Below are 19,720 nucleotides of genomic sequence, written 5' to 3'. Positions count from 1 at the left end.
GTTTCGAGGCCGCCTGCTCGTTGGTGCATGGCGGCGGGCTGTCCGGGTTCGGCGCCGACGATAGCGCCGCATACTGAGCAGCCGCCGTTGCATTGGCCTGGGTCGAAGCGGTTTCCGGGGACACAGGGCATGTGCTGCCTCCTCGCTCGGGTTGGCGAGGGCAGTGTCCTGCGGGTAGTTGGGGTCGACTAGGCCTAGAACGAGCCTTGGAGGTCGTAGGCGCGACTGCCGCGAGCTTGTCCGGCTCGGGCGGTGTGCGTGAACAGGCACCAGATCTTCGCGCCGTTGTGGAAGGTAACCCCGAAGCCAGGGTTCTGGACGTCGTCGTCGTTGTACGGCTCGGCAGCGAGGATCTCCGTGTTGCCGGTATTGGTGGTGGCGGCGGCGAGGTATGCCTGGGCGGTGGCGGGAGTGACGCTGCCACTGTCGAACAGTGGTGGGTACGGGATTTCGGATGGTGCGTCGCCGTGGACGGGCTGCTCTGCGATGTCGTACTTGTCGCCGGGGGCGAGTGTGCCGGTGACGCCGATCCATACCTGGGAGCCATTGGTGAATGTGACGTGCAGGCTGTAGGGCCGGCCGCTCTCTCCACCGTCTTCGACTGCCTGCACGTCGGGGGCCTTGGGCAGGGTGTCGATTGCAAACTGGTGGAACCGTGCGGGGCGCATGAGGAATCCTTCCGTGGCGGCTGGGCCAGTCTATGTCGGGTGCGGCGGTTGGGTGGTGGATGGTGGGGCTGGGCCTGTCGGTGAGCGGCAGTCAGCCGAGCATTCGGATCACGGGCGCTGGTCCGGCCTGGGCGTCGTTCCAGGCGCCGGCCGAGAGGGCGTCGGGGGCTTCGCGGCGGATCCGGTTCCAGATTTCGTTGCAGGCTTGGTCGGCGAGTGGGCCTTCGCCGCCGGCCGCGGCCCGGATGGCGCCGATGATGCAGTACCCGACGCCGGGGTGGCCGACGTAGCCGACGCACAGGCCGTAGGTGTCGATCAGCCGGGCGGCCTCGGCGAATACCTCCTCGACCGTGGCCGGGGCGTCGGCCGGCCCGGTACTGGCCATGGGGGCGGCGAGGATCTCGGGGGCTTCGGTGTCGACGTGGGCGGTGCGGATCGCCATGTCGCCGTGGGCTCCGGCGAGCCGCTCATCCATGGCCAGGCTGCTCAGGGTGAGCCGCTCGTCGAGGGTGAGGGCCGGGGCCGCCGCGCGGGTCGCGGCGGCCGTGCGGGTGGCGATCATCGGCGACCACGCCCCCACCCGGAGTGCTCGTCGACCTTGCGGGCCATGTTCGGGTCGTTCCAGTGGCCGAAGCTGGTGGCGCCCTCGAAGTCGTACATGTCGCCAGTGATCTCGGGCCGGAGGCCGCATCCGCGTTCGGGTGAGGCGAGTTCACGGAGGCCGGGGGGCGGGGTGGTGCTGCAGTACGTGCTGCCGAGCTGGAGGACGACGTTCGCGGCCTGGATGGTGCCCTTCTTTTCGAGCGGGCGTCCGGCGTGTACGGAGTAGTGGCCGAACATCCAGGCCTGCCACATCCGGGAGTAGTGGGTGCAGATCAGGGCGGACCAGGTCTGGGCTTCGAACTGGGCGGCGAGGTTGGTGGCGTGCTCGGTGACGTAGTAGACGATCATTCCTTCTCGGGCGTCGCGTTCCAGCTGTCGTGCGCCGCTCTTGCCGCGGTAGTCCTTGCTCATGGCGTTCTCCTTTGATGGCGGGTCTGGGGTGGGTTGCGCGGTGGGGTCTACGTGCGGGAGGGCGGGACTTCGTGGAGCTCGCCGTACCAGCGGAGGAGGCTCTTTGCGGAGTCGCCCTCGAAGGAGGGCTTGCCGAAGAAGCCGTAGCCGGTGCAGAGGCGCTGATCGCAGGTCCATGGCCCGAACGGGGAGCCGGGTGCCTGCTCGCGGATGACCCAGACGGATTTGCCTGGCCGGGCCCAGCGCTCGAGGGCCTTGACGTCTCCTGGGGCCTGGATGCTCCAGATCTTGCCCATGGTGAGCTCCAATGCGGTTTGTGGTGGTTTGTTCCCTGATCGGGGGCGTGCTCGGTCTGCTCCGTTGCAGGTCAGGGGTTGCTCGCGGTCTGCTCGGGGGCTGCTCGTCGGCCGTCGCGAGCAGCGGGCGAGCGGGGCCCGATCGGGCGCTGACCTGCGGTGGAGCAGGCCGATCAGCGCCCGATCAGGGGTGCGATCTGCGCATATCAGGCGCGAGCGAGGGTGTCCCGCTTGTAGCCGCGGGGGTTCTGCAGACCGTCGATCTCGCCGATCGGAGCGGGGTCAGGGACCCCCGCTGCGCGGAGCTTTGACCTCAGTTCCGAGGCCGTCAGATGAAGTGCTGCGGCCAGGGTTTCGGTCCGCATGCGGTCAACGTTCCTCTCGTCCATCACGGCCAGCGCTTCGGCGACGATCGGGTGGCTGGCGGCGTGGCCTGCGGGAGGTTCGGCGTCGCACAGTCGAAGCAGCGCGGGCCACGACAGCACCTGGGGGAAGCCGGCGATCTGCGGCTGGTCCACCTCGGCCATGCCGTCGAGTGACTGCTGGTCGAGCTCCACCAGGCCAGCGGCCTTGCGTTCGGCGGCGCGTTCCCGAAGGGCCGCCGAGTCGGCGTAGTGGATGGCGTACTCGACGGGCTCGTCGGCGAGGCCGGGGACGCCTTGCACGAAGACGTGGCCGGCGTCCTTGGGGTCGGTGTCGGTTGCCGGGTCCAGGCGGTGCGGAAGCCATCCTTCGGCTGCGGCGCCGTCGCCGAAGACGGCGTTGGTGTCGACGCGCTTGCAGGGGCCGACCATCCGCAGGGCGATCATCTGTGCGATGTTCTCGCTGAGGTACCGGCTCGTTCCTCCCTGCGACGCGAGTACCACCTGGATCAGCTCCTTCCTGCCTACGAGCAGGAGCTCGACCGCGAGGAGCTGGGCCAGTTCGGAGGCCTTGGGGAACTCGTCGAAGAACACGGTGACGGCCGGCGCCTCGGGGCTGGCCTGCCACTTCTTGCCCATGCCGAGCTTGCCCCGCAGGCGGGCCCGCGACTTGGCGAGTAGCAGCAGGAAGGCGAGCACGGCTTCGATCTGCTCGTTGGTGCGCGCGGTCACCCGTACTGCTTCGCGGAGGTCTTCGAGGCCGTCACCGAACGGGTCGAGGTCGATGGTCAGGTTGTCGTTGCAGGCGGTAGTGATCTCGCCGAGGGCCTGCAGGATGCCGGTCTTTCCGCCTCCAGAGGCAGCCACGACGAGACCCATGACGCCAGCCAGCGTGACGTCGAGGGCGTCGCCCCCGATCGACGTGCCGGCGCGGGCTTTCCCGGCGATGCTGAGCGACTTGGGCTGCCGGTGCGGCATGCCGGGCGCGGATGCGAAGGCGTTGCCGTCGATGAGGCGGAGGATGGCGCAGGAGCGGCGGGACTTGAGGGGCTGGGGTCGGACGCCCCCATGGCCGAGGTCGAAGCGGGTTTCCAGGGCGCCGGCCGCCTTGATGATCGCCTCGGGGGTGCCTTCGCTGACGCGGACGATGCACTGCCAGCCCCAGGGTTCAAGGCTGATGTCGGACACCTCGGCGACGGGGATGTTCTCGGCGCGGAGCGCGGCGAGAACGCAGACGGCGAGCTGGTCGACGGTGTCGACCTGGGTGAGCGGGAAGGGGCGGGCGTCAGCAGGCAGGCGGTCCAGGGTGAAGCCTCGGGCGGCCGGCTGGGCGAGGTGGGGCGCGGCCAGGGAGGTGACGGCGACGGGCTGGCCGGTTTCGGGGTGCTGTTCGATGCCGGTCCGTCCGCGCCGGACGCCGTACCACCAGCTGGCGGCGAGGAGAGGGAGGTCGAACCAGAGGCCCCCGGTGAGGGTGCCAACCGTGGCGCCGGCCAGGCCGACGGTGCCGATGCCGGCGGTGACGCCGCTGTAGATAAGCCGGTGGCGCCAGTAGTCGGCGCGCCGCTTGTTGAGCTCGTCGCGGAGCTTTCCCTGTTCGGCGATGTCCCGGCTGGTGGCGATCGCGGCGTCGACGGTCTCGATCATGTGGGGCCAGTTGTCGCGGTAGCCGGCGAGCCAGCGGGAGCCGAGTCGTTGGTAGCCGCGACCGGCTTGCGGCAGGTAGCCGTAGCTGTCGCGGAAGTCGCGGGCCTGGCGGGCGATGGCAGCCTGCGAACGGGCCCACAGCGGGGTCCGGCCGACAGGGACGATGGCGCCCTCGATCGGGACTGCGGGGGCGACCGTCTCGGGGGTCGGGTCGTCTTTGACGATGGACAGTCGGGGGGCGGGGGCAGTCGTCATCGTCGTCTCAACCTTCCTGCTTGCCGGTGACGGCGTTCCGGATGCGGCGGGCGTAGACGTTGCTGCGACCGAGAAGCTTGGCGACTTCGGGGGCGGAGAACTTGTCTTCACCGATCAGGTTGAACAGTCCGCGCGCCTTCTCGATGTCAGCCTCATCGAGAGGCTCTGTGGCGTCTTTGTACCGCGGGGCGCCAGACTCCCGCTTCTCAAGCCTCCCAAGGGCTGTACGGCCCTCGTGACCCCCATTGCGGGCGCCCTTGCCCGAGGTGTCGGAGACGCCTACCTCGGATCCGAAGAGGTCGGCAAGGAGGAACTCGACGGCTAGGCGTTCTGGAGTTCGCTCTGCCTCGTCGAGCACCTCGGCGACAGCGGACTCGGCCTTGAGGCGGTTCTTGATGACGTCGGCAGTAACGGCTCGCGGGGCGCCGTGAATGTCCCACCATGCTCGATTGAACGCCTCCTCTTCCTTGAGGGCTCCGTAGGGTGCTGCAAGGAGAAGCTGCTGGGCTCGGGCCATGACGTCGGGGAAGGCCTCGCGGCGCTTCTTCTCGTGACGAGCGCGCGCCTTCTTCTCCAGCCGATGCTTGGCGTTGCCGACGGCGGCCGACAGCGTGAGCACCCACTGGCGCACTTCGAAGAAGAGCGGCCCACCGAGGGTGACTGCGGCAAGACCCATGGCGGCGGTCTGCGCCTGGCCGGCAGTGAGCCCGTGCTCGGTGAGGCTTTGGCCGTACTGGTAGTTGATCAGGGCGGCGTAGGAGGCTGCAGACATTGAGAGGGCTCGCATGACCCACCGCACCCACGACGCCAGCTTCTTCTCGTCCGCGTGAGCGACACCGGCGGCGAGGATCCAGGCGGCACCCTCGAGGACAGGCCCGATGGTGAAGAGCATCCAGTAAATCGATGTGAAGTGGATGATCTGCGCGGGCAGGCTCGCCGCGATACTGAAGCCGATCAGCAGCAGCGTCCCGCGCCGGTACACCGTGCCGGGAGCGAAATCGCGCTGCCTCTTCGCCGCACGCTCCCGCCGCCGCTGCGCACGATCCTTGCGAGCCTGAAGCTTTTCTGCCCGCCGGTCGGCCTTCTCCTTGAGGCGCTGGGTGCGCTCCAAGTCGACTGCCGCGGCCTTGGCCTCCACTTCACGGGCGACCCTCGCGTCTTCATCCTTGCGGCGCTGTTCGTACCAGTCGCTGCTCACGGAACGATCCCTTCTTGATCAGGTTCGGGTGGGGGTGGGTGGTGCGTGCTGGTCGAGGAGGCCCTCGCCGGTAATCGCGAGGAGGACGAGGACGGCGATCCCGATGCGGGTCAGAAGCGGGGGCTGGAGGCCGGCGATCCAGGCCAGGCCAGCGAGAATGAGGAAGACCCGGGCCTTGTGGATGCCGACCAGGGCGGCCGTCACGACCAGCTCCACATCTCGCCGGCTCCGTGGGCGCGGTAGCCGGCTGCGGCCCAGCGGCGGACGATGTCGGCCAGCTCGCGGGGCATCTTCGGGTGCTGGGCGGCCTTGGCGAAGATGTCTGCGATGACTCCGGCCTGCTGGGGTCCGATCAGTCCCACGACGTCGGACTTGCGGTCGAACAGGAATCGGATAGCCCGCCAGTCGCTGGCGGGGAGGACGTGGGCGAGGTGGCGGCCCATGTTGGCGAACGCGCTGTAGGAGAGAGTTTCGGTGCCCCACTGGGTGGAGCCGTGGGAGATGTCGACGCTCATTTCAGGCCTCCGGTCCGGTGACGTGCTGGACGTGGATGCTGAGCTGGCGCGGGTCGACCGCGGCGAGAGCCACGATGGTGATCAGCTCGGACTCGTTGGTGACGGTGGCCGTGTCGGTCGGTGCGTCGGCGGTCTCGCTGCTGGTGGTGACGGTCCAGGGCATGGCGAAGCTCCTTGTGTCGCGGGGTGGGGTGGGTGGTGCTGGCGGATCTCCAGGCCGCCCGTGCGGGACGGGCGGCGAGGGCTACCGTCAGTGCCGGACGTCCCAGCCCTTGCCGAGCTTGCGGACTTCATCCGCGGTGGCGGCGCTGGCCTTGTCGGGGGTCGTATAGCGGGGTTCTCCGTCGGTGGTGGTTCGGTTCCACCGCGTCCAGACCCTGCCGTAGCTGTCGGTGATCGTCTCGGGGTTCTGGCCTCGCTCGCTCATGCGGGTCCCTTCCTGGGCCGGGGCTGTCCCGGGCTCCCCTCACCGCCGGTACGGGACCGGCGGATCGGGCAACCGGTCAGCGACCGGGCTGGTTGTGTTCGCAGGTGGGGTCGCAGGGCTTCCAGTCCCGGTTGAACAGAGCGATGCTCGCGGCGTTGGCCAGCTTGAAGCCGAGGAGCCCGCCAGCCTTGTCGCCTGCCGCGATCAGTGCCCGGCTCGCCCGGTCGGCCGCGGTAGGCACGTTCTCGTTGCGCTTGGACATGGGTTCCCCTATCGAATGGCGTTGGCGAGTGCGGGCCAGAGTCGGTCGTCGCGACCCCAGGCCATGTCGATGACGTGCAGGGTGGTGCCGTGCTGACTGAGCTCCCGCAACGCGTGCCGGCCGACGCCGTGCCACTCGCGGGCCTTCCAGTTCCGGTCGACGCGGTAGCCGAGGGTGGTGAACGGCTCCCCGCCCTCCTCGGTGAGCACCAGGTACGGGGTCCGGCTGCCGCGGATGACGATGAAGCCCTGCCGCTCCAGGCCGAGGAGCCGTCCGAGGATCGGGCTGCGGTCGTGGACGACACCCTCGACCCAGGCGCGCTGCCGGGATCCGCGGCCGTCGTCGGTGGCCGGCTGGGAGCAGGTGGTGACGAACCCGGCCCGGTTCACCGCGGCCAGGGTGGGGACGAGGTGGCGGGCTCCGTTGTCCTCTTCCTGCCCGAACGGCCCGTCGTAGCCCGGCCAGGACGGCAGGCGGCCCTCCAGCCATGAGGCCATGTTCTGCCCGAGGTCAGCGATGGTCCGGGCGTCCCGCCACACATTGCCCATCAGGCGGCCTGGGGCGGGTCGAAGACGGTCTGCTTGAACTCGATGACCTCGATGCGGGCTTCGAGCTCGGCAGCCTTCGCCTTGAGGGTCTGCAGGTTGTCGCGTTCGTACCAGGCTTCCTCGGTTTCGGCCTGGATCAGGGTCAGGTGGGTCATGACGGTGGTCCTTCCGGTGGTCAGGCGGGTGGGGGCTGAACTGTCGTTTCAGGCGGGGCGGATGTCGTCGGCGCTGACGATGTCCTCGCACGGGTACGGCTCGTCCACGAGGGCGACCTTGATGCCCCCATCGGGGTAGCGGCAGAGGATGGTGACGAGTACGCCGGTGGACTTGAGGCGGTAGATCTTGTCGTCCGGGTGGGACGGGATAGCAGGGGCGGGGGTGGGCTTGCTCTTCCTGCCGAACATGGGTGGTCCTTCCGGTGGTCAGACGGAGACGGGGGGCTAGTGGTGGATGAGCTGGATGCGGCCTCCGCGGGCGGCGATGCTCAGCTCGCAGGTGTCGCACTCCCAGTCGGCGGTACCGGGTCCGATCCGGTGGTGCCACATCTGGCGGTGGCAGCAGATGATCGGCGTGGAGTCGCTGATGGGCTGGCTGGGGCGGAGCGCTTCGGCCTGCACTGCGGCGGCGGGCATGACGGTGCTCCTCGTTGGTCAGGCGGGAAGGTCTAGCGGCGGCTAGTACAGAAGGCCAGGCGCGATCAGCCAGGCGGCTGGCGCCCCGCCGGGATAGCCGGGCGTGGCAGACCAGCTGTAGCGGCCTCGGATGAAGCGGGTGGGTGCGATCTGCACGACCAGGGAGCCGACTCGCATCTCTTCGACGAGAAGAGTGCGGCTGTAGTCGTCGAGCTCTGTGCGCATGTAGGCGTGGAATGCGGCGACAGCTCGTCGTGCGGTCAAGTCGGGGCCGATGGCGATCAGGTGGCCGTCTGCGTAGTCGGGGTCGAGGCTGGCGACAAGGAAGCCGTAGTGGCTGGCTTCCATGTCGGTCGGAGTGGGCGTGAAGGGCCCAACGTTCAGGCGCTCGCAGTGCCGGGCGTGGTACTCGGCTCCCCGGCACATGGCGGCTTCGGCTTCCGCTGCGGGGATGTCGTCGCTGAAGTCGCGGGTGTCGCAGCCGGTGCAGTGGTCGGAGTAGCCGCCGATGGCGTTCTGGTGGACTTCGACAACGTGTCCAGCTCGGGTGGGGTAGGTGGCGATGACGGTCACGGTCACCTCCTTAGCTGCGGTGGGTGTGCTGCTGTCCGGTGCCGAGCTGGCCGATCTGGTTGCGGGCGTCGGCGGCGGCCTGCGCGGCCTGAGCCGGCGGCCTGTAGTCGGCCTGGCATTCCTGGGCCGTGGTCGGCTTGCTGGCGAAGCTGTGCTCCTGCGGGGCGGCCATCAGGCACCACCGATCGAGGCGGCTGCCATGTAGGCGGTGACGGCGGTCTCGGGGATGCGGACTCCGCGGCGGCGGTGCTGGCCGATCCCGACCTGGATGGAGCCGGGCAGGTGGCCGGCGTTGACGAGTCGGATCACGGTGCTGCGGCTGACCTTGAGGCGCTCCGCAACCTGTCCGGAGGTGAGGAAGTCGGGCGCGGGCATGGGGTCCTGGGGACCTCCAGTGGGCTGGGGGCTCATGTCATCCATAAGAGCACACTCATCTGTACGTGCCAAGTCATCTGTATAAGCATTGGCGGAATCAGGCCACCAAAAAGCCCCCGCCGACGAGGGCGGGGGCGATAGGCGTGCAGGTCACGCTGGGAAGTCGTACACCAGCAGGTATCGAGATGCGTCCAGAATCATTCGGTTCACCTCGACGACCCGGTCGCGCGTGTCGTAGGCGTATCGCGTCAGCTCAACCACCGGCGCTGTCGCGGCGATCGACAGGTCGGCCATCTCGTCGGCGCGCGGCATCCGGCAGCGCGCCTCCTCCCGAAAGCGCACCGGCCCGCGGCCGTCGTCAGCGAGCCGCGCATAGATGCCGCCCGGCCCTGTGTCGACTCGGGTGATCGCTGTACCACGGGCCAGATCGTCGGGGATGAAGGACGTTGACCGCATGACCGGAACCCGGTCAACGAGGTAGCGGCGGGTGCGCGTCCAGATGAGCGTTCCGACCTCAAGGCCGAGGGCGCGCGCCACGTCCGCGTCCGCGTCCAACTGCTCGATCCGCACGTCAGTGGGCTCGAGCTTGCGGTCGTCGATGTCGACATCCCACATCGACTTACCCTGCCCCCACTGCTCGGCAGACAGCCGCTTGAGAGCGTTGCGGACGATCGGCTGCCATTGCCCGGCTAGGACGTACACGCCCTTGCCGTGGCGTGCTTCGGCGAGGCCTTCGGTGGCGAGGATGGAGATCGCGTGCCGGATGGTGAGGCGGGCCGCGTCGTACTCCTCCATGAGTGCCGTCTCGGACGGCAGCTTGGCGCCGGGCTCGTAGACTTTCCGCTCGATCTTGTCTCGCAGATCGTCGGCGATCTGCTTGTACCGAGGCGGCTGCCCCTTGGGTGCTCTTGGCACTGCTCTCCTCCCGGCGGCTTATCTATAGAGCGTAGCTCCTACAGTTAACCGCAGGTCAGCGGGCTGTGCATATGCCGAAGCCCCCGCCGCCTCTCGGCTGCGGGGGCAGATTCACGCTGCGGACCTCTCCGCCATCGGCAGCCGGAGTACTTCCGCATGCCCGTATTGGGCTTCGCATCCGGGGCAGCGGGCGCCGGGGGTGTCGAGGGTGATGCGGAGGACGGTTCCGCACGGGCAGGTGACGGGGATCCGGCGGGGCGGCTTGTCGCCGCCGATGATCGCCTCGCATTCGGAGCGGACCCGGCGTATGTCCTGGGCGAGTTCGAAGACGGCTTCGTGGGCGTCGCAGAACCAGGAGACCTGCAGGCGGAGGAAGGTGACGGCGCCATCGATGGTCTGCTGTACGTCGCCGCGGAACGGTGCCGGCTCCCAGCCGAGGGTTTCCCGGGCGTCGCGTTCCCAGGTGGTGACGACGCCTTCGATGCCGCCGCGGGCCCGGAGGTCGAGGACTCGTTCGTTGACCGGCAGGGGTGCGGTGCGGCTGCCGGAGCGTCCGCTTTCGCCACGGCGGCTCGGGGCGAGGTGCTCTTCGAGTTCCCGGTACAGGCCGGGGAGGGCGCCGAGGTTGCCGTCGAGGCGTTCCTCGCAGCCGGGGTGAACGCGGGTGCTGGACGGGTTTCGGCAGATCGCGCAGGTGCTGGTGGCGTCGTTCACGGTGTCTCCTGTGCGGGCGGTACGGGGCGGGTCAGGCGGTCTGGTCGAGGGCGGCGATCGTCGGACAGGGGTGTTCGACTGGAGGGCTGTCGGTGGTGCCGGTCCCGTCGTAGGCGGAGCATTCGGCGCAGATGATGCGGCCCATGTGCTCGACCGGCCGGTGCAGCTTCCGGATCCGGTCGCGCGTCTCGTCGAGGAGGGTCTGGATGCGGATGGCACGCCGCCGGCTGGCCTCGAGCTCGCCCGCTGTCCGTTTGTGCTGGTCGACGAGTTCGGCGTAGTCGCGGCGCCACCGTTCCCGGCTGGCCCGTGCCTGCTCGAGGGCCGGGTCGCGGACGGTGATGATGGCGTCGGCGTCGCTGCCGTAGGCGAGGACGTCGTCGGGGTGGGCTTCCTCCCAGCGGTGGCCAGGGTTGTTCCGCTCGTAGATCGCCTTCGCGTACAAGTCGCGGAGGTCGTCGCAGAAGCCTTCCTCGCCGGAGCACTTCGTCGGGTCGGTCGGTTCGGAGGCGTGCGGGTCAGTGGAACTTGTCTCGGTCACAGCAGAGCTCCGGGGCGTGGAAGGTGATGGTGGTCCGGGGGACGGGGTAGCCGTGAAGCTCGAGGAAGGCGGCCTCCTCGGGGTCAATGCGGGAGACGCGGATCCAGCGGGCCGAGGCGGGCGTGGTGTCGCAGGGCTCGATGTCCCAGCCCGGCAGGAACAGGGGCGGCTGGACGGTGGCCATCAAAGGCGTCCGAAGCGCCGGATGTGCTCAGCGATGCGCTCGTCGAAGATGCCGATCACGTCGTCCCCGTCGCCGAGGAAGTGGCGCTCGGCCATCACGCGGGCGGCCTGGCAGGCGATCGCGGCCATGGCGTCGCCCTCCGCACGGGCTCGGGCCTCGAACTCGGTGAGCCGGTCGAGGTACCCCTGGACCTTGGAGCGGGCCCAGGCCAGGGCCTCGAGGTCCTCGTCGAAGGCGGTCACTGCTGACTCCGATCGCTGGTCAAGGCCTGGTCGCGGTTGCTGTACGGCGCCTCGCTGCTCTGCTGCCACCAGTGCCCGGCCTCGCCGTCCCAGTGCTTCGATTCGGGGTGCCGTCCGGCGAGGAGAGTGCACGTCCAGTCGCCGCGCCGGTCGTCGCAGGCCTGGAGTTCGGGCTCGGGGTGGGGTTCGGTTCCGGGCTGATGCGGCTTCGCGCCGGGGGTGGCGTCGCTCCACCGGAGCGTCGTCCCGTCGCAGGTCGGCCCGCGGTGCCAGCCGTCGTGTCCGCCGGCGAGGGTGCAGTGGTGGAGGCGGGCGGTGACCGTGTCGTCGAGGCTCGCAGTGCAGGTCATCGGGTGCTCCCGTCGGGCTGGGTGCCGACGGTCCGCAGCAGCGCGTCGACTTGGGTCGGGGTGAACCGGCGGCGTCCCCAGGCGCAGGGCACGCGGTAGGTGTGGCCCTCGGAGCAGTCGGTGGGGCATTCGGCGTGGAGGCCGCGGCGGGCATGGGAGGCGAGAATGCGGAGGCGGTTGAGGAGGGTCATGGGGTTCTCCGGTGGTGGTCGGTGCGGGCCCACCGTGGGGTGTGGGCGGCCGCGTGGCGGGCTTTACGGGTGTCGCGGGCCTGCTCCTTGCCCCGGCGGATGGCGCGGCCCAGGAGGAGCGCTACGGCGAGGCCGAGGGCGGCCCATACGGCGAGGCCGGCCAGGACGAGCAGCAGGGTGAACACGACTACTCCTCGGCCTGGGCGAGGTCGTGCAGGCTGAAGCGCTGACGGCTGGTGGTGATGCGGTCGAAGCGGATCTCCTGCACTGTCGGGATCGAGACGATCGCTTCGGCCGACCGGATGGCGAGGTCAGATGTTGGCCAACCACCTCGGCCCCATTCGCTCCAGGCCCCCGTGCTGTCCTTGAACATGACGGACCAGGTGACTGTCACCTCGGGCGCGGGCTGCTGGCTCATGCTCCGTCCCCCTCGGCGGCGCAGTCGTCGCAGTGTGCGGCGTCCACGGTCGGGGTGGCGGGCAGGCACTGGCAGCCCGGGTCTCCGGCGGGCGGGCGGGTACCGGCGATCACGGACAGCGGCTGGACGGTGGCGGGCGGGCTGGTCACGGTGGTCTCCTGTCGTGGCTGGTGGGGTGCCGGCCCGCGGGGTGCGGGCCGGCGGCGGGGCGGGGTCAGGCGGACGGGGCGGCGGATTCCTCGGCTTCGGTTCGGGAGGCGGCGGCAATGACGTGAAGCTGCGCGATCAGCGCGTCCAGGTCGGTGAGCGGCACTCCGGAGCCGTTGGGGTCGGTGCGGAAGTAGATGCCGGGGGTCCCGTCGTTGAGGAGGGCGGTGCTGATGAGGAGCCGGTCCCCGTCCTCGTCGCTGTGGGAGTAGCGGCTGGGGTGGGGAATGGCGCCGGCCGGGGGGAGGATGGTGATGATCTCGGTGTGGGTCATGTCGGGCCTTTCGGTCGATATCGCGGTGGCGGACTGACGGGTGCAGGCGGCGTGCGGGCCGGAGTTGGCGATTGCGGGCCACTGGGAGCGTCTCTGGCAGCCTCGGGGGTTCGGGTTGGTGTCTGCGGGCCCGGGCGGTGCTTCAGGGGCTCTCAGGAGCCTTCCGCGCCTTCGGGTATCGCTTCCGATGCTCCGCCTCCCCCTCCGGGCATCCGAGGCGGCAGAGCTTCGGATCCTCGCCGCGGCGCCGGTGCGCCTCGTAGCCGGCGTGATCGCCGTGGCGCTGAGGGCGGCCGTCGAGGAGGCCGGCCCGGCAGGCGAGCAGGACCGCCTGCGGCATCGATCGGGCGCCGAGCTTCTTCAGGAGCTGGGAAGCGAGCTTCGCCGTGAACGGCCGCCCTGTGCCGAGTTCGCGGGCGATGTGCTCGTAGGTAAACCCGGCGGCTGACAGTTCGAGGACGCGCTGCTCGCGCTCGTCGAGGGCGGGCGCGGTCACGACTCGGCCTTCTCGTTGGTCGCGGGCTGACCCCAGTGGGTGCAGCCGTCCTTGTGCCGGCCCTCATGACCTGCGTCCAGTTCGCAGCGGAAGTCGCCGCCAGGACAGGGCGAGGTGGCCGTGCAGACCGTGGTGACGTCCCGCAGATAGCGGTGCGGGCGGCGGGGTCGAGCCATCGGGTTCTCCTCGGGATCGTGGGATGATCGGGGTGGCTGGCCCCCTCGGTTCCGACGAGGGGGCCAGCCGCCTGCGTCACGGGGTGGGGCGGGTGGCGATCGCCCAGGCCCAGTCCTGCGTGTAGCCGCAAGCCGGGTCGGGACAGACCCAGCCCGAGTGCGTCGCGTCCAGCACTGGACTCCGGCCGGAGGGGTGCAGAGCGCCACAGGTGTACGGGTGCATGTCGCCGCGCTCTTGGTAGTCGTTGAGGGCCTGGACCTGTTCGCTGGTCCACGGAGCGGTGATGGGCTCGGTCACAGGGTTGCCTTTCGGGGGCGGCGTGATGCCTGACGGCGGGTCGGGATGGGCTGCATGGACGGCGGTCACGCGGCGTCCTGGTCGGCGCCGGCGGTGAGGGCGGCGTACACGCGGCGGGCGGTCTCGACGTCGCGGCACACCCAGTCGCAGTGCTTCCCGTCCATCTCGCGTCGGTCCTCGCAGCCGCTCAGCTGGACCAGCCGCCGGTGCCAGTCCTCGTGCAGCTCTTCGGCGGTCGTCCACGTCATGTCCGCGGGGGTCCGGTTCGGGCTCTGGGTGCAGCCGCGGAACATCATCTGCGCGAGGCGGGTGACGCGGTTGGCGCGGCCATCCTTGCGGGGTGCGTTGGCGTGCAGCCAGCGGACGAACGTCGGCTCGAGCAACCCGACCGGCCGCCGGCTACCGGGGCAGCGGGCGCCGTACCGCTGGTGCTGTTGGAGGGTGCCGTCGACACGGACGCGGATCTCCTCGGAGCAGCCGGGGCAATCACCGAGGCGGGGCAGCGGGTTGGTGTCCATCAGGCGGCCTTTCGGGTCGGGGTGCGGTACGCGGTGGTCACGCGGCCTGGGCTCCGTGCTCGAACCGGGCGGTGCGACCGAGGGTGTAGGCCGCCTCAAGGTGCGGGCCGACCGGCACTCGCGGGTCGAGGAGCGCCCGGGTGAGGTCGCCTCGCGGGACAGTGCTGCTCGCCTTGCAGTACGGGATGGGGTAGGCGCCCCACTTGCGCCACGTCTCCCGGTCACTCGGCCGGATCTTGGTGAGGTCGGTGCCGAGGCTGGCCAGGTCATCGATGGCGAGGAAGTAGTCCAGGCCGTACAGCGGCGGCGGGTAGTCGCAGTTGTCGTCGCAGCGGTGCAACTGACCGCAGTCGGCCTGGCGGGTGACGCTGAAGTGCAGTGGGGTCGCGCCGCAGGTGTCGGGGATCGGCCCGAGGATCAGGAGGCTGGTTGTGCCGCCATGCGGGCCGATGCCCTTGGTGGGGTGTACGGCGTCGGCGAGGAGGGTCATGTCCAGGCGTTCGCTGGCTCCCTTGACCTCGATCCACCATCCGAGGTCGGGGAAGTGGAAGTCGGGAAGGTAGGGGCGCTGCTGGTCTCCTACGAGGAAGCCCTGCGGTTCGTACTCCCAGCGGATTCCGAGGTCGTTGAAGACGGTTGCCCAGCGGGCTTCGAGGCGGGAGCGGAACAGGTGCCCGGAGTAGTAGGTCTCGATCGCGGTGATGGCCATGTGGATCACATCCGTCCCATGGAGCGGAGGCGGGCGTAGTGCCCCTGGAAGGTGAGGGCGACGGTCCGGCCGGCGGCGCCGTTGCGGTTCTTGGCGACGATGAGGTCGATTTCTCCGGCGCGTTCGGTGGTGTCGGAGCCGTCTTCGGCGAGGGGCCGGTGCAGGAGGACGATCACGTTGGAGTCCTGCTCGATGGCCGAAGAGTCCTTGAAGTCGGTGACCTGCGGCTGGCGGCCGGCGGCGTTGCGGTTGAACTGGGCGAGGGCGACGACAGGGATCTCGAACTCCATGGCGAGGAGCTTCAGGCCGCGGGAGAGTTCGGCGACTTCGTTGGCGCGGGTGGCGTTGGACTTGGTGCCTTCGGGTGTCATGAGCTGGAGGTAGTCGGCGACGACCATGGCGGGCGGGGTACCGCGGGAGGTCATCCACCGCATGCGGGCCCGGATCTTGCCGAGGGTTAGGTTGGCGGAGTCGTCGAGGATGAAGTTCCCGGCGTTCTGCAGGCGGGGTGCCGCCTTGAAGATCCGGCCCCAGTCGGCTTCGTCGAGCTTGCGGCGGATCAGCCGGTCGAGGGGGATGCTCGCTTCGGCGGCGGTGAGGCGGGCCATGAGTTCGGATCCGCCCATTTCCATGCTGGCGACGAGGACGGGCTTGCCGCGGGTGAGGGCGACGTGCGCGGCGAGGTTCATGCCGAACAGGGACTTGCCGCCGCCGGTTGCAGCGCCGACGGTGACGAGCTGGCCGGGCTTGAGTTCAACGACTTGGTTGAGGTCGGGCCAGGGGGTGTCGAGGGCATTGGGGTCGGCGCCGACTTCCAGTTCGTCGATGAAGCCCTGCCAGCGTTCGGCGACGGACAGTCGGACGTCGGCTGCGGGGGCGCCCGAGGCGGCGGCCTGAAGGTCGGCCATGGCGGCGTCGAGGATCTCGGCGGCGGTGGAGGCCGCAGTGAGGGCGCGGGTGGTAGCCCGGCGGGTCGCCGCGAGGACGGCGCGGAGCTTGGCGCTCTCCCGAATCAGATCCGCGTAGTAGGTGGCGTTCGCCGTGGAGGGCACCGAGTGGACGAGCGTTGACAGGTAGGCGCCGCCACCGATCCTGCTGATCTCTCCGTTGGCAAGGAGCTCGGCAGCGACGGTGATCTGGTCGATGCGCGGATCGCGGCTACGGGCGTACAGGTCGCAGATCGTCATGTAGATCGTCTGGTGCTGCGGCTTGTAGAAGTCGGCCGGTCCGCCGGTGAGGATCGCGGAGATCGGTTCGACGAGGGACTTCTCAAGGAGCATCGCGCCGAGGACGGCCATCTCGGCTTCCTCGTTGTGCGGGGCTGCGGTCAGGCTCTCGTCGGGGAAGTCGGCTTCCCAGGCGGGCTCGGTCATGCGGCTTGTCCTTTGCTGGCGGGGTGGCAGTCGGGGCAGCGCTTGAGGCTGCGGATGCCGCGGTCGTCTTCGATCTCGCGGGTGCGGCTGATCTCGTCGCAGTCGGGGTCCTTGCACCAGTCGGGCAAGTCCGCGGGCCGGCTTGAACGCTGCTGACTGCCGGGGGTGGGGTCGGGGTACTCCAGCCAGATCGTCAGGAGGAGGCTGGCGAATTTGATCGGATCTCGCGGGTTCCAGCGGCTGACGGCGGTGTCGACCAGGCTGTCGACGCCCCGCTTCCTGATCAGTTCTTGGATGCCTAGGAGCTGGAAGTTGCTGAGCCGTGCCCAGCTGACCCGGATGCCCTTGCTGGCGAGTTTGTCGATCAGTGGCTGGGCCCAGTCCGGCGTCTGCACGCCCTGCTGCGGGACACCTTCGGGCCGTCCTGCCTGCAGGCTTTTAAAAGGCATGGCATGGCTAGGCGTGACACCCTCCATAGCGTCACGCTGTGACAGACCATCCTGACCTGCAGTGGAACCTAGGAAATGGGGTTCAGATTGCGCGCCGTTTGAGTCGCGGAGCGTTTCATTCCGCGCGCCGTTTGCGATGCGTTTCGCATCGGCGCCCCTCGCTCGGGACTTCGCCTGGCGGTCTGCGGCACCCTTCCGGGCAGCCTCAACCTGGGCCTTGGTGGAGTTCCTGCCGCCCTCGAAGAAGTCGTGCATCAGGTAGTCGCCGGAGGCCGGCTGGGGGCAGCGGGGGCAGTCGTGGTCGGGTGCGTGCCAGAGGCCTGCCTCGATCAGCTTCTTGACCTGAGCGGGCGTCCCGAATGCCTTGACGATGGACTTCGGGACGCGGCCCTCAAGGAGGTGCTGTGCCGAGTACGCGCCGCACCTCAGCCAGAGACCGAGGGCAGCGTTCCCGGCCCGAATGAACTTCGGGTGGGAGTGCGCCGAGTCGTCGATCTTGAACCAGGGCATCGGATGCTTCTCTCTGGCTGGTGCGGGTGGGGAAGCGGCTAGGCCGCGGCGGCAGCGGTGACTGCGGCTGCGTGCGTCGGGCAGAGGTCGGAGCCGGCCCGGGTGCGGCGCCAGCCGCGGGTCTTGAGCAGTCGGCGCAGCTCGCGATGGGTGTGAGGCTCGAAGCGGACCGGCCAGTGACCCTCGGGGAACTCGCAGCCGGGCTGGTCGCAGAGGATGATCAGGTAGGCGTCCGCGCTCACGCTGCCGCCTCCGTCGATCCCTGGGCGAGCCACTGCTCGCCGATCCAGCGGGCGTAGGCCGGGGGGATCGCCTCGCGGATGCCGTCGCGGTTCATCCACGGCACGTCCCATTCGGCGCGCACGATGCCGACGCCGGAGAAGTTGCCGATGGCCTGGATGACTTCGCCGTTGCGGGCGGGGCGGCCCAGCTTGACCTGGGGCTTCTGGTGTTCGGGGTGAGCGGGCTGCGGGAGTGTCCAGCCGCCGCCGGCTTCGAAGTAGCGGTGCCGGTAGGTACGGTCCATGCCGAACATGAGCCCGCACAGTTCGACCGGCTGCTTCAGCTTCGGGGTGGCGCCGCTGACGTTCTCGATGACGTAGGGCAGTCCGGTTTCGTCGAGGAGCTCGCGTGTCGGCTCGATCAGGTCGGGGTGCTCCCGGCCCATGATCCGCTGGCAGTCGGAGTCGAACTGGCAGGGCGGGGAGGCGTGGACGAATGCGAACGTTGTCCGGATCCAGTTCATGTTGTCGGCGAGGAAGCGGATGACGTCGGCCTGGGTGAAGGCGTCGCCGCAGTAGCGGGGCTGGTCGTCGATGTCGACGCCGTGGACGGTGAAGCCGGCCTGCTGGTAGCCGCGGGTGGCGCCGCCCTGGCAGGAGTAGAGGTCGAGGAGGTTCATCAGGCGGCCTTTCGCATGTCGGTCTTCTTGCGGTTCCGGATCAGGACGGCGAGGTCGTGGATGTAGGCCTCACTGGCGCCCATCTGCTTTGCGATGGTCGTTTCGGATTCGCCGAGGTCGAGGAGGTGTTCGAGTTCGGCCATCCGCATCGAGTCGCGGCCGTTGGCTGCCGGCGCGGCGTAGGCGGGGCAGGCCTCAGGCTGGGCGTTCGGACGGTCGATGTTGTCGCCCCAGGCCGCCGGACCATGCCATGTGTTCCTGCGGGCTCGGTTCTTGACGGTCTGATTGCGTCCGGGGGTGGCGCACAGCACCCGGTAGCCGCGCCTAACTGCGTCGTAGGTGGCCGCGGTCACCGTGTCGGACCGGCTGTAGAGGATCCGGCGGATGCTGCTGCCCGTGAGACCGGTGGCTGCCTGGATGGGGAGCGAGCCGTGGCCGATGGCGTAAAGGGCCTGGAGTCGGCGGCGCGTTCCGACCGCCGGCACCAGGTCCGTGGGCCGGACGATGCAGGGCTTGACCGCGAGGATCTTGTCGCCGGTGGTCCGGTTTACGTGAGGTGAGGCGCTCTTCGAGATCTTGCTGACGATTGAGCGGGACACTCCAGCGGCGATGCCGATCTGGGTGCGGCTCATGCCTGCGGCAAGGAGACGTTGTACGTGGTCGCGGATCGGACCGGCGGGGATGCGCGGCGGGCGACCTTCGATGCGGGCGAGGGCGCGCAGCTGGCCGGCGCGGTTGTGGGCGTTCTTGCAGCGTCGGCACCGGCAGGGAGGCCGGGTCCCGGTTCGGTTGCCCTGGTAGCGGGCTGTCGTTCCGTGGTCGGGGAGCGGCTTGGTGGTCACTGGTTGTCCTCCGTCCGGCGGGTCTGGTGGGGGATCTGGCGGGTGCCGCGGGGCGGGTCGGGCCAGATTTCGTACAGCTGGGCGATCTCGAGGGCTTTACGGGTGGCGGCGATGTCGCGGCGGACGTCGTCCTCGGTGCGGAGTGCGGTCGACTCCTGCCAGGCGTCCCGGTCGTCGTCCTCGTCGGGCCGGCGGGCGCAGTGGACGCCGATGGCGACGACCAGGGCGCAGGCCCCGAAGAGCAGGGCCCAATCCCAGGCGGTCATGCCGCCGTCTCCCTGCGTGCGGCGGCGCTCTTCGCGGCGACGGCCAGACCCTTCGCGGTGAACTCCCAGACCGCGATCCGATGCCCGTGGGTGGAGTCGAGCGTCGACGGGACGGTCTGCCCGGTGTGCTGAATCAGTCCGCCGGTCCGCATGGCGTTGATCGCGGCGCCGAGGAAGCCGTGCCCCATCTCGGGGAGGAGGTCGCGGACGTCGTTGGCGGAGGCGGTGCCGTAGGCGAGGAGGGTGACGAAGACGGCCTGCTCGACGAGGAACTGGTCCCAGGTCGACCGCTCGGCTATCTCCTCGAGGCGGAAGTCCTTGGCGGTGGAGGCGTGGCGTTCGGCGACGGTGAGGCGACGGGGCATGGCGGGGGT

General features: G+C 69.5%; 41 protein-coding genes. All 41 read right to left on the bottom strand.

Annotation, left to right across the window (positions count from 1 at the left end):
- Window positions 1–194: 194 nt before the first annotated feature.
- Window positions 195–668, bottom strand: a complete 474-nt coding sequence (locus ACIPK4_RS12180) for a hypothetical protein (RefSeq protein WP_402311526.1) — start codon at window positions 666–668, stop codon at window positions 195–197.
- A gap of 91 nt (window positions 669–759) precedes the next feature.
- Window positions 760–1,230, bottom strand: a complete 471-nt coding sequence (locus tag ACIPK4_RS12175; RefSeq protein WP_402311523.1) for a hypothetical protein — start codon at window positions 1,228–1,230, stop codon at window positions 760–762.
- Complete coding sequence (locus tag ACIPK4_RS12170) at window positions 1,227–1,682, bottom strand: hypothetical protein (RefSeq protein ID WP_402311521.1); 456 nt, start codon at window positions 1,680–1,682, stop codon at window positions 1,227–1,229. The genes ACIPK4_RS12175 and ACIPK4_RS12170 overlap by 4 nt, the downstream gene beginning before the upstream one ends.
- 47 nt (window positions 1,683–1,729) lie before the next feature.
- Complete coding sequence (locus ACIPK4_RS12165) at window positions 1,730–1,978, bottom strand: hypothetical protein (RefSeq protein WP_402311518.1); 249 nt, start codon at window positions 1,976–1,978, stop codon at window positions 1,730–1,732.
- Between the two features lie 206 nt (window positions 1,979–2,184).
- Complete coding sequence (locus ACIPK4_RS12160; protein ID WP_402311516.1) at window positions 2,185–4,242, bottom strand: hypothetical protein; 2,058 nt, start codon at window positions 4,240–4,242, stop codon at window positions 2,185–2,187.
- Between the two features lie 7 nt (window positions 4,243–4,249).
- Window positions 4,250–5,440, bottom strand: coding sequence for a hypothetical protein (locus tag ACIPK4_RS12155; RefSeq protein WP_402311513.1), 1,191 nt, complete (start codon window positions 5,438–5,440; stop codon window positions 4,250–4,252).
- Between the two features lie 18 nt (window positions 5,441–5,458).
- Entirely contained in the window at window positions 5,459–5,656 is a 198-nt protein-coding gene (locus ACIPK4_RS12150) for a hypothetical protein (RefSeq protein ID WP_402311510.1), read from the bottom strand.
- Window positions 5,641–5,955, bottom strand: a complete 315-nt coding sequence (locus ACIPK4_RS12145; RefSeq protein WP_402311508.1) for a hypothetical protein — start codon at window positions 5,953–5,955, stop codon at window positions 5,641–5,643. Before ACIPK4_RS12145 ends, ACIPK4_RS12150 begins: the two co-directional genes overlap by 16 nt.
- A gap of 1 nt (window position 5,956) precedes the next feature.
- The gene (locus ACIPK4_RS12140) at window positions 5,957–6,118 is read right to left on the bottom strand and encodes a hypothetical protein (RefSeq protein ID WP_402311506.1); all 162 of its coding nucleotides are present in this window, start codon (window positions 6,116–6,118) and stop codon (window positions 5,957–5,959) included.
- A gap of 87 nt (window positions 6,119–6,205) precedes the next feature.
- A complete protein-coding gene (locus tag ACIPK4_RS12135; RefSeq protein WP_402311503.1) occupies window positions 6,206–6,382 on the bottom strand; it encodes a hypothetical protein in 177 nt (58 codons plus the stop codon).
- A 76-nt stretch (window positions 6,383–6,458) separates the two neighbouring features.
- Window positions 6,459–6,644: a hypothetical protein gene (locus ACIPK4_RS12130; protein ID WP_402311501.1), complete on the bottom strand. Its 186-nt coding sequence runs from the start codon at window positions 6,642–6,644 to the stop codon at window positions 6,459–6,461.
- Window positions 6,645–6,652: 8 nt separating this feature from the next.
- Window positions 6,653–7,192: a DUF6919 domain-containing protein gene (locus tag ACIPK4_RS12125; protein WP_402311498.1), complete on the bottom strand. Its 540-nt coding sequence runs from the start codon at window positions 7,190–7,192 to the stop codon at window positions 6,653–6,655.
- Complete coding sequence (locus ACIPK4_RS12120) at window positions 7,192–7,347, bottom strand: hypothetical protein (protein WP_402311496.1); 156 nt, start codon at window positions 7,345–7,347, stop codon at window positions 7,192–7,194. Before ACIPK4_RS12120 ends, ACIPK4_RS12125 begins: the two co-directional genes overlap by 1 nt.
- A 48-nt stretch (window positions 7,348–7,395) precedes the next feature.
- Complete coding sequence (locus ACIPK4_RS12115; protein WP_402311494.1) at window positions 7,396–7,596, bottom strand: hypothetical protein; 201 nt, start codon at window positions 7,594–7,596, stop codon at window positions 7,396–7,398.
- A gap of 36 nt (window positions 7,597–7,632) precedes the next feature.
- On the bottom strand, window positions 7,633–7,824 hold the full coding sequence (locus tag ACIPK4_RS12110) for a hypothetical protein (protein ID WP_402311492.1): 192 nt from the start codon (window positions 7,822–7,824) through the stop codon (window positions 7,633–7,635).
- 42 nt (window positions 7,825–7,866) lie between these two features.
- Window positions 7,867–8,397 (bottom strand): hypothetical protein, encoded by a 531-nt coding sequence (locus ACIPK4_RS12105; RefSeq protein ID WP_402311491.1) that lies wholly within the window; start codon window positions 8,395–8,397, stop codon window positions 7,867–7,869.
- A 10-nt stretch (window positions 8,398–8,407) separates the two neighbouring features.
- Window positions 8,408–8,569 (bottom strand): hypothetical protein, encoded by a 162-nt coding sequence (locus tag ACIPK4_RS12100; protein WP_402311489.1) that lies wholly within the window; start codon window positions 8,567–8,569, stop codon window positions 8,408–8,410.
- Window positions 8,569–8,808: a helix-turn-helix domain-containing protein gene (locus ACIPK4_RS12095; protein WP_402311488.1), complete on the bottom strand. Its 240-nt coding sequence runs from the start codon at window positions 8,806–8,808 to the stop codon at window positions 8,569–8,571. The genes ACIPK4_RS12100 and ACIPK4_RS12095 overlap by 1 nt, the downstream gene beginning before the upstream one ends.
- Window positions 8,809–8,922: 114 nt before the next feature.
- Window positions 8,923–9,687: a GntR family transcriptional regulator gene (locus tag ACIPK4_RS12090; protein ID WP_402311485.1), complete on the bottom strand. Its 765-nt coding sequence runs from the start codon at window positions 9,685–9,687 to the stop codon at window positions 8,923–8,925.
- A 111-nt stretch (window positions 9,688–9,798) separates the two neighbouring features.
- Window positions 9,799–10,401 (bottom strand): hypothetical protein, encoded by a 603-nt coding sequence (locus tag ACIPK4_RS12085; RefSeq protein ID WP_402311482.1) that lies wholly within the window; start codon window positions 10,399–10,401, stop codon window positions 9,799–9,801.
- 31 nt (window positions 10,402–10,432) lie between these two features.
- Window positions 10,433–10,942: a hypothetical protein gene (locus ACIPK4_RS12080; protein ID WP_402311479.1), complete on the bottom strand. Its 510-nt coding sequence runs from the start codon at window positions 10,940–10,942 to the stop codon at window positions 10,433–10,435.
- Window positions 10,920–11,126, bottom strand: a complete 207-nt coding sequence (locus tag ACIPK4_RS12075) for a hypothetical protein (RefSeq protein ID WP_402311476.1) — start codon at window positions 11,124–11,126, stop codon at window positions 10,920–10,922. Before ACIPK4_RS12075 ends, ACIPK4_RS12080 begins: the two co-directional genes overlap by 23 nt.
- Complete coding sequence (locus tag ACIPK4_RS12070) at window positions 11,126–11,368, bottom strand: hypothetical protein (protein WP_402311473.1); 243 nt, start codon at window positions 11,366–11,368, stop codon at window positions 11,126–11,128. Before ACIPK4_RS12070 ends, ACIPK4_RS12075 begins: the two co-directional genes overlap by 1 nt.
- A complete protein-coding gene (locus ACIPK4_RS12065) occupies window positions 11,365–11,718 on the bottom strand; it encodes a hypothetical protein (RefSeq protein ID WP_402311472.1) in 354 nt (117 codons plus the stop codon). The genes ACIPK4_RS12070 and ACIPK4_RS12065 overlap by 4 nt, the downstream gene beginning before the upstream one ends.
- A complete protein-coding gene (locus ACIPK4_RS12060) occupies window positions 11,715–11,909 on the bottom strand; it encodes a hypothetical protein (RefSeq protein WP_402311469.1) in 195 nt (64 codons plus the stop codon). The genes ACIPK4_RS12065 and ACIPK4_RS12060 overlap by 4 nt, the downstream gene beginning before the upstream one ends.
- Entirely contained in the window at window positions 11,906–12,094 is a 189-nt protein-coding gene (locus ACIPK4_RS12055; protein WP_402311467.1) for a hypothetical protein, read from the bottom strand. The genes ACIPK4_RS12060 and ACIPK4_RS12055 overlap by 4 nt, the downstream gene beginning before the upstream one ends.
- 2 nt (window positions 12,095–12,096) lie before the next feature.
- Window positions 12,097–12,327 carry a hypothetical protein gene (locus tag ACIPK4_RS12050; protein WP_402311464.1) on the bottom strand — a complete coding sequence of 77 codons (231 nt, stop codon included), beginning with the start codon at window positions 12,325–12,327 and terminating at the stop codon, window positions 12,097–12,099.
- The gene (locus tag ACIPK4_RS12045; RefSeq protein WP_402311462.1) at window positions 12,324–12,476 is read right to left on the bottom strand and encodes a hypothetical protein; all 153 of its coding nucleotides are present in this window, start codon (window positions 12,474–12,476) and stop codon (window positions 12,324–12,326) included. The genes ACIPK4_RS12050 and ACIPK4_RS12045 overlap by 4 nt, the downstream gene beginning before the upstream one ends.
- Before the next feature lie 65 nt (window positions 12,477–12,541).
- On the bottom strand, window positions 12,542–12,808 hold the full coding sequence (locus ACIPK4_RS12040; RefSeq protein ID WP_402311459.1) for a hypothetical protein: 267 nt from the start codon (window positions 12,806–12,808) through the stop codon (window positions 12,542–12,544).
- Between the two features lie 142 nt (window positions 12,809–12,950).
- Window positions 12,951–13,304: a hypothetical protein gene (locus ACIPK4_RS12035; RefSeq protein ID WP_402311456.1), complete on the bottom strand. Its 354-nt coding sequence runs from the start codon at window positions 13,302–13,304 to the stop codon at window positions 12,951–12,953.
- Window positions 13,301–13,480, bottom strand: coding sequence for a hypothetical protein (locus tag ACIPK4_RS12030; RefSeq protein WP_402311453.1), 180 nt, complete (start codon window positions 13,478–13,480; stop codon window positions 13,301–13,303). The genes ACIPK4_RS12035 and ACIPK4_RS12030 overlap by 4 nt, the downstream gene beginning before the upstream one ends.
- 76 nt (window positions 13,481–13,556) lie before the next feature.
- The gene (locus ACIPK4_RS12025; protein ID WP_402311451.1) at window positions 13,557–13,778 is read right to left on the bottom strand and encodes a hypothetical protein; all 222 of its coding nucleotides are present in this window, start codon (window positions 13,776–13,778) and stop codon (window positions 13,557–13,559) included.
- A gap of 65 nt (window positions 13,779–13,843) precedes the next feature.
- Window positions 13,844–14,296 (bottom strand): hypothetical protein, encoded by a 453-nt coding sequence (locus tag ACIPK4_RS12020; RefSeq protein WP_402311448.1) that lies wholly within the window; start codon window positions 14,294–14,296, stop codon window positions 13,844–13,846.
- 37 nt (window positions 14,297–14,333) lie between these two features.
- Window positions 14,334–15,005 carry a hypothetical protein gene (locus tag ACIPK4_RS12015; RefSeq protein WP_402311445.1) on the bottom strand — a complete coding sequence of 224 codons (672 nt, stop codon included), beginning with the start codon at window positions 15,003–15,005 and terminating at the stop codon, window positions 14,334–14,336.
- A gap of 5 nt (window positions 15,006–15,010) precedes the next feature.
- A complete protein-coding gene (locus ACIPK4_RS12010; protein ID WP_402311442.1) occupies window positions 15,011–16,378 on the bottom strand; it encodes a replicative DNA helicase in 1,368 nt (455 codons plus the stop codon).
- Entirely contained in the window at window positions 16,375–17,337 is a 963-nt protein-coding gene (locus ACIPK4_RS12005; RefSeq protein ID WP_402311439.1) for a hypothetical protein, read from the bottom strand. Before ACIPK4_RS12005 ends, ACIPK4_RS12010 begins: the two co-directional genes overlap by 4 nt.
- Before the next feature lie 38 nt (window positions 17,338–17,375).
- Window positions 17,376–17,579, bottom strand: coding sequence for a hypothetical protein (locus ACIPK4_RS12000; protein ID WP_402311437.1), 204 nt, complete (start codon window positions 17,577–17,579; stop codon window positions 17,376–17,378).
- A complete protein-coding gene (locus ACIPK4_RS11995; RefSeq protein ID WP_402311435.1) occupies window positions 17,576–18,238 on the bottom strand; it encodes an SAM-dependent methyltransferase in 663 nt (220 codons plus the stop codon). The genes ACIPK4_RS12000 and ACIPK4_RS11995 overlap by 4 nt, the downstream gene beginning before the upstream one ends.
- A complete protein-coding gene (locus ACIPK4_RS11990) occupies window positions 18,238–19,080 on the bottom strand; it encodes a hypothetical protein (protein WP_402311432.1) in 843 nt (280 codons plus the stop codon). Before ACIPK4_RS11990 ends, ACIPK4_RS11995 begins: the two co-directional genes overlap by 1 nt.
- Window positions 19,077–19,346, bottom strand: coding sequence for a hypothetical protein (locus ACIPK4_RS11985; RefSeq protein ID WP_402311429.1), 270 nt, complete (start codon window positions 19,344–19,346; stop codon window positions 19,077–19,079). The genes ACIPK4_RS11990 and ACIPK4_RS11985 overlap by 4 nt, the downstream gene beginning before the upstream one ends.
- Window positions 19,343–19,711 (bottom strand): hypothetical protein, encoded by a 369-nt coding sequence (locus tag ACIPK4_RS11980; RefSeq protein ID WP_402311427.1) that lies wholly within the window; start codon window positions 19,709–19,711, stop codon window positions 19,343–19,345. The genes ACIPK4_RS11985 and ACIPK4_RS11980 overlap by 4 nt, the downstream gene beginning before the upstream one ends.
- Window positions 19,712–19,720 lie beyond the last annotated feature (9 nt).

It is taken from the genome of Streptomyces sp. NPDC086989 (genome assembly GCF_044745505.1).
Lineage (GTDB): Bacteria > Actinomycetota > Actinomycetes > Streptomycetales > Streptomycetaceae > Streptomyces.
This window is presented reverse-complemented; position numbering and strand designations above follow the sequence as displayed.

Bases quoted from the DNA above. Each gene is read 5' to 3' on its own strand.
- ACIPK4_RS12180 (WP_402311526.1), bottom strand. From the start codon at position 668: ATGCGCCCCGCACGGTTCCACCAGTTTGCAATCGACACCCTGCCCAAG.
- ACIPK4_RS12175 (WP_402311523.1), bottom strand. From the start codon at position 1,230: ATGATCGCCACCCGCACGGCCGCCGCGACCCGCGCGGCGGCCCCGGCC.
- ACIPK4_RS12170 (WP_402311521.1), bottom strand. From the start codon at position 1,682: ATGAGCAAGGACTACCGCGGCAAGAGCGGCGCACGACAGCTGGAACGC.
- ACIPK4_RS12165 (WP_402311518.1), bottom strand. From the start codon at position 1,978: ATGGGCAAGATCTGGAGCATCCAGGCCCCAGGAGACGTCAAGGCCCTC.
- ACIPK4_RS12160 (WP_402311516.1), bottom strand. From the start codon at position 4,242: ATGACGACTGCCCCCGCCCCCCGACTGTCCATCGTCAAAGACGACCCG.
- ACIPK4_RS12145 (WP_402311508.1), bottom strand. From the start codon at position 5,955: ATGAGCGTCGACATCTCCCACGGCTCCACCCAGTGGGGCACCGAAACT.
- ACIPK4_RS12140 (WP_402311506.1), bottom strand. From the start codon at position 6,118: ATGCCCTGGACCGTCACCACCAGCAGCGAGACCGCCGACGCACCGACC.
- ACIPK4_RS12135 (WP_402311503.1), bottom strand. From the start codon at position 6,382: ATGAGCGAGCGAGGCCAGAACCCCGAGACGATCACCGACAGCTACGGC.
- ACIPK4_RS12130 (WP_402311501.1), bottom strand. From the start codon at position 6,644: ATGTCCAAGCGCAACGAGAACGTGCCTACCGCGGCCGACCGGGCGAGC.
- ACIPK4_RS12125 (WP_402311498.1), bottom strand. From the start codon at position 7,192: ATGGGCAATGTGTGGCGGGACGCCCGGACCATCGCTGACCTCGGGCAG.
- ACIPK4_RS12120 (WP_402311496.1), bottom strand. From the start codon at position 7,347: ATGACCCACCTGACCCTGATCCAGGCCGAAACCGAGGAAGCCTGGTAC.
- ACIPK4_RS12115 (WP_402311494.1), bottom strand. From the start codon at position 7,596: ATGTTCGGCAGGAAGAGCAAGCCCACCCCCGCCCCTGCTATCCCGTCC.
- ACIPK4_RS12110 (WP_402311492.1), bottom strand. From the start codon at position 7,824: ATGCCCGCCGCCGCAGTGCAGGCCGAAGCGCTCCGCCCCAGCCAGCCC.
- ACIPK4_RS12100 (WP_402311489.1), bottom strand. From the start codon at position 8,569: ATGGCCGCCCCGCAGGAGCACAGCTTCGCCAGCAAGCCGACCACGGCC.
- ACIPK4_RS12095 (WP_402311488.1), bottom strand. From the start codon at position 8,808: ATGAGCCCCCAGCCCACTGGAGGTCCCCAGGACCCCATGCCCGCGCCC.
- ACIPK4_RS12075 (WP_402311476.1), bottom strand. From the start codon at position 11,126: ATGGCCACCGTCCAGCCGCCCCTGTTCCTGCCGGGCTGGGACATCGAG.
- ACIPK4_RS12065 (WP_402311472.1), bottom strand. From the start codon at position 11,718: ATGACCTGCACTGCGAGCCTCGACGACACGGTCACCGCCCGCCTCCAC.
- ACIPK4_RS12060 (WP_402311469.1), bottom strand. From the start codon at position 11,909: ATGACCCTCCTCAACCGCCTCCGCATTCTCGCCTCCCATGCCCGCCGC.
- ACIPK4_RS12050 (WP_402311464.1), bottom strand. From the start codon at position 12,327: ATGAGCCAGCAGCCCGCGCCCGAGGTGACAGTCACCTGGTCCGTCATG.
- ACIPK4_RS12040 (WP_402311459.1), bottom strand. From the start codon at position 12,808: ATGACCCACACCGAGATCATCACCATCCTCCCCCCGGCCGGCGCCATT.
- ACIPK4_RS12030 (WP_402311453.1), bottom strand. From the start codon at position 13,480: ATGGCTCGACCCCGCCGCCCGCACCGCTATCTGCGGGACGTCACCACG.
- ACIPK4_RS12020 (WP_402311448.1), bottom strand. From the start codon at position 14,296: ATGGACACCAACCCGCTGCCCCGCCTCGGTGATTGCCCCGGCTGCTCC.
- ACIPK4_RS12015 (WP_402311445.1), bottom strand. From the start codon at position 15,005: ATGGCCATCACCGCGATCGAGACCTACTACTCCGGGCACCTGTTCCGC.
- ACIPK4_RS12010 (WP_402311442.1), bottom strand. From the start codon at position 16,378: ATGACCGAGCCCGCCTGGGAAGCCGACTTCCCCGACGAGAGCCTGACC.
- ACIPK4_RS12005 (WP_402311439.1), bottom strand. From the start codon at position 17,337: ATGCCCTGGTTCAAGATCGACGACTCGGCGCACTCCCACCCGAAGTTC.
- ACIPK4_RS11995 (WP_402311435.1), bottom strand. From the start codon at position 18,238: ATGAACCTCCTCGACCTCTACTCCTGCCAGGGCGGCGCCACCCGCGGC.
- ACIPK4_RS11985 (WP_402311429.1), bottom strand. From the start codon at position 19,346: ATGACCGCCTGGGATTGGGCCCTGCTCTTCGGGGCCTGCGCCCTGGTC.
- ACIPK4_RS11980 (WP_402311427.1), bottom strand. From the start codon at position 19,711: ATGCCCCGTCGCCTCACCGTCGCCGAACGCCACGCCTCCACCGCCAAG.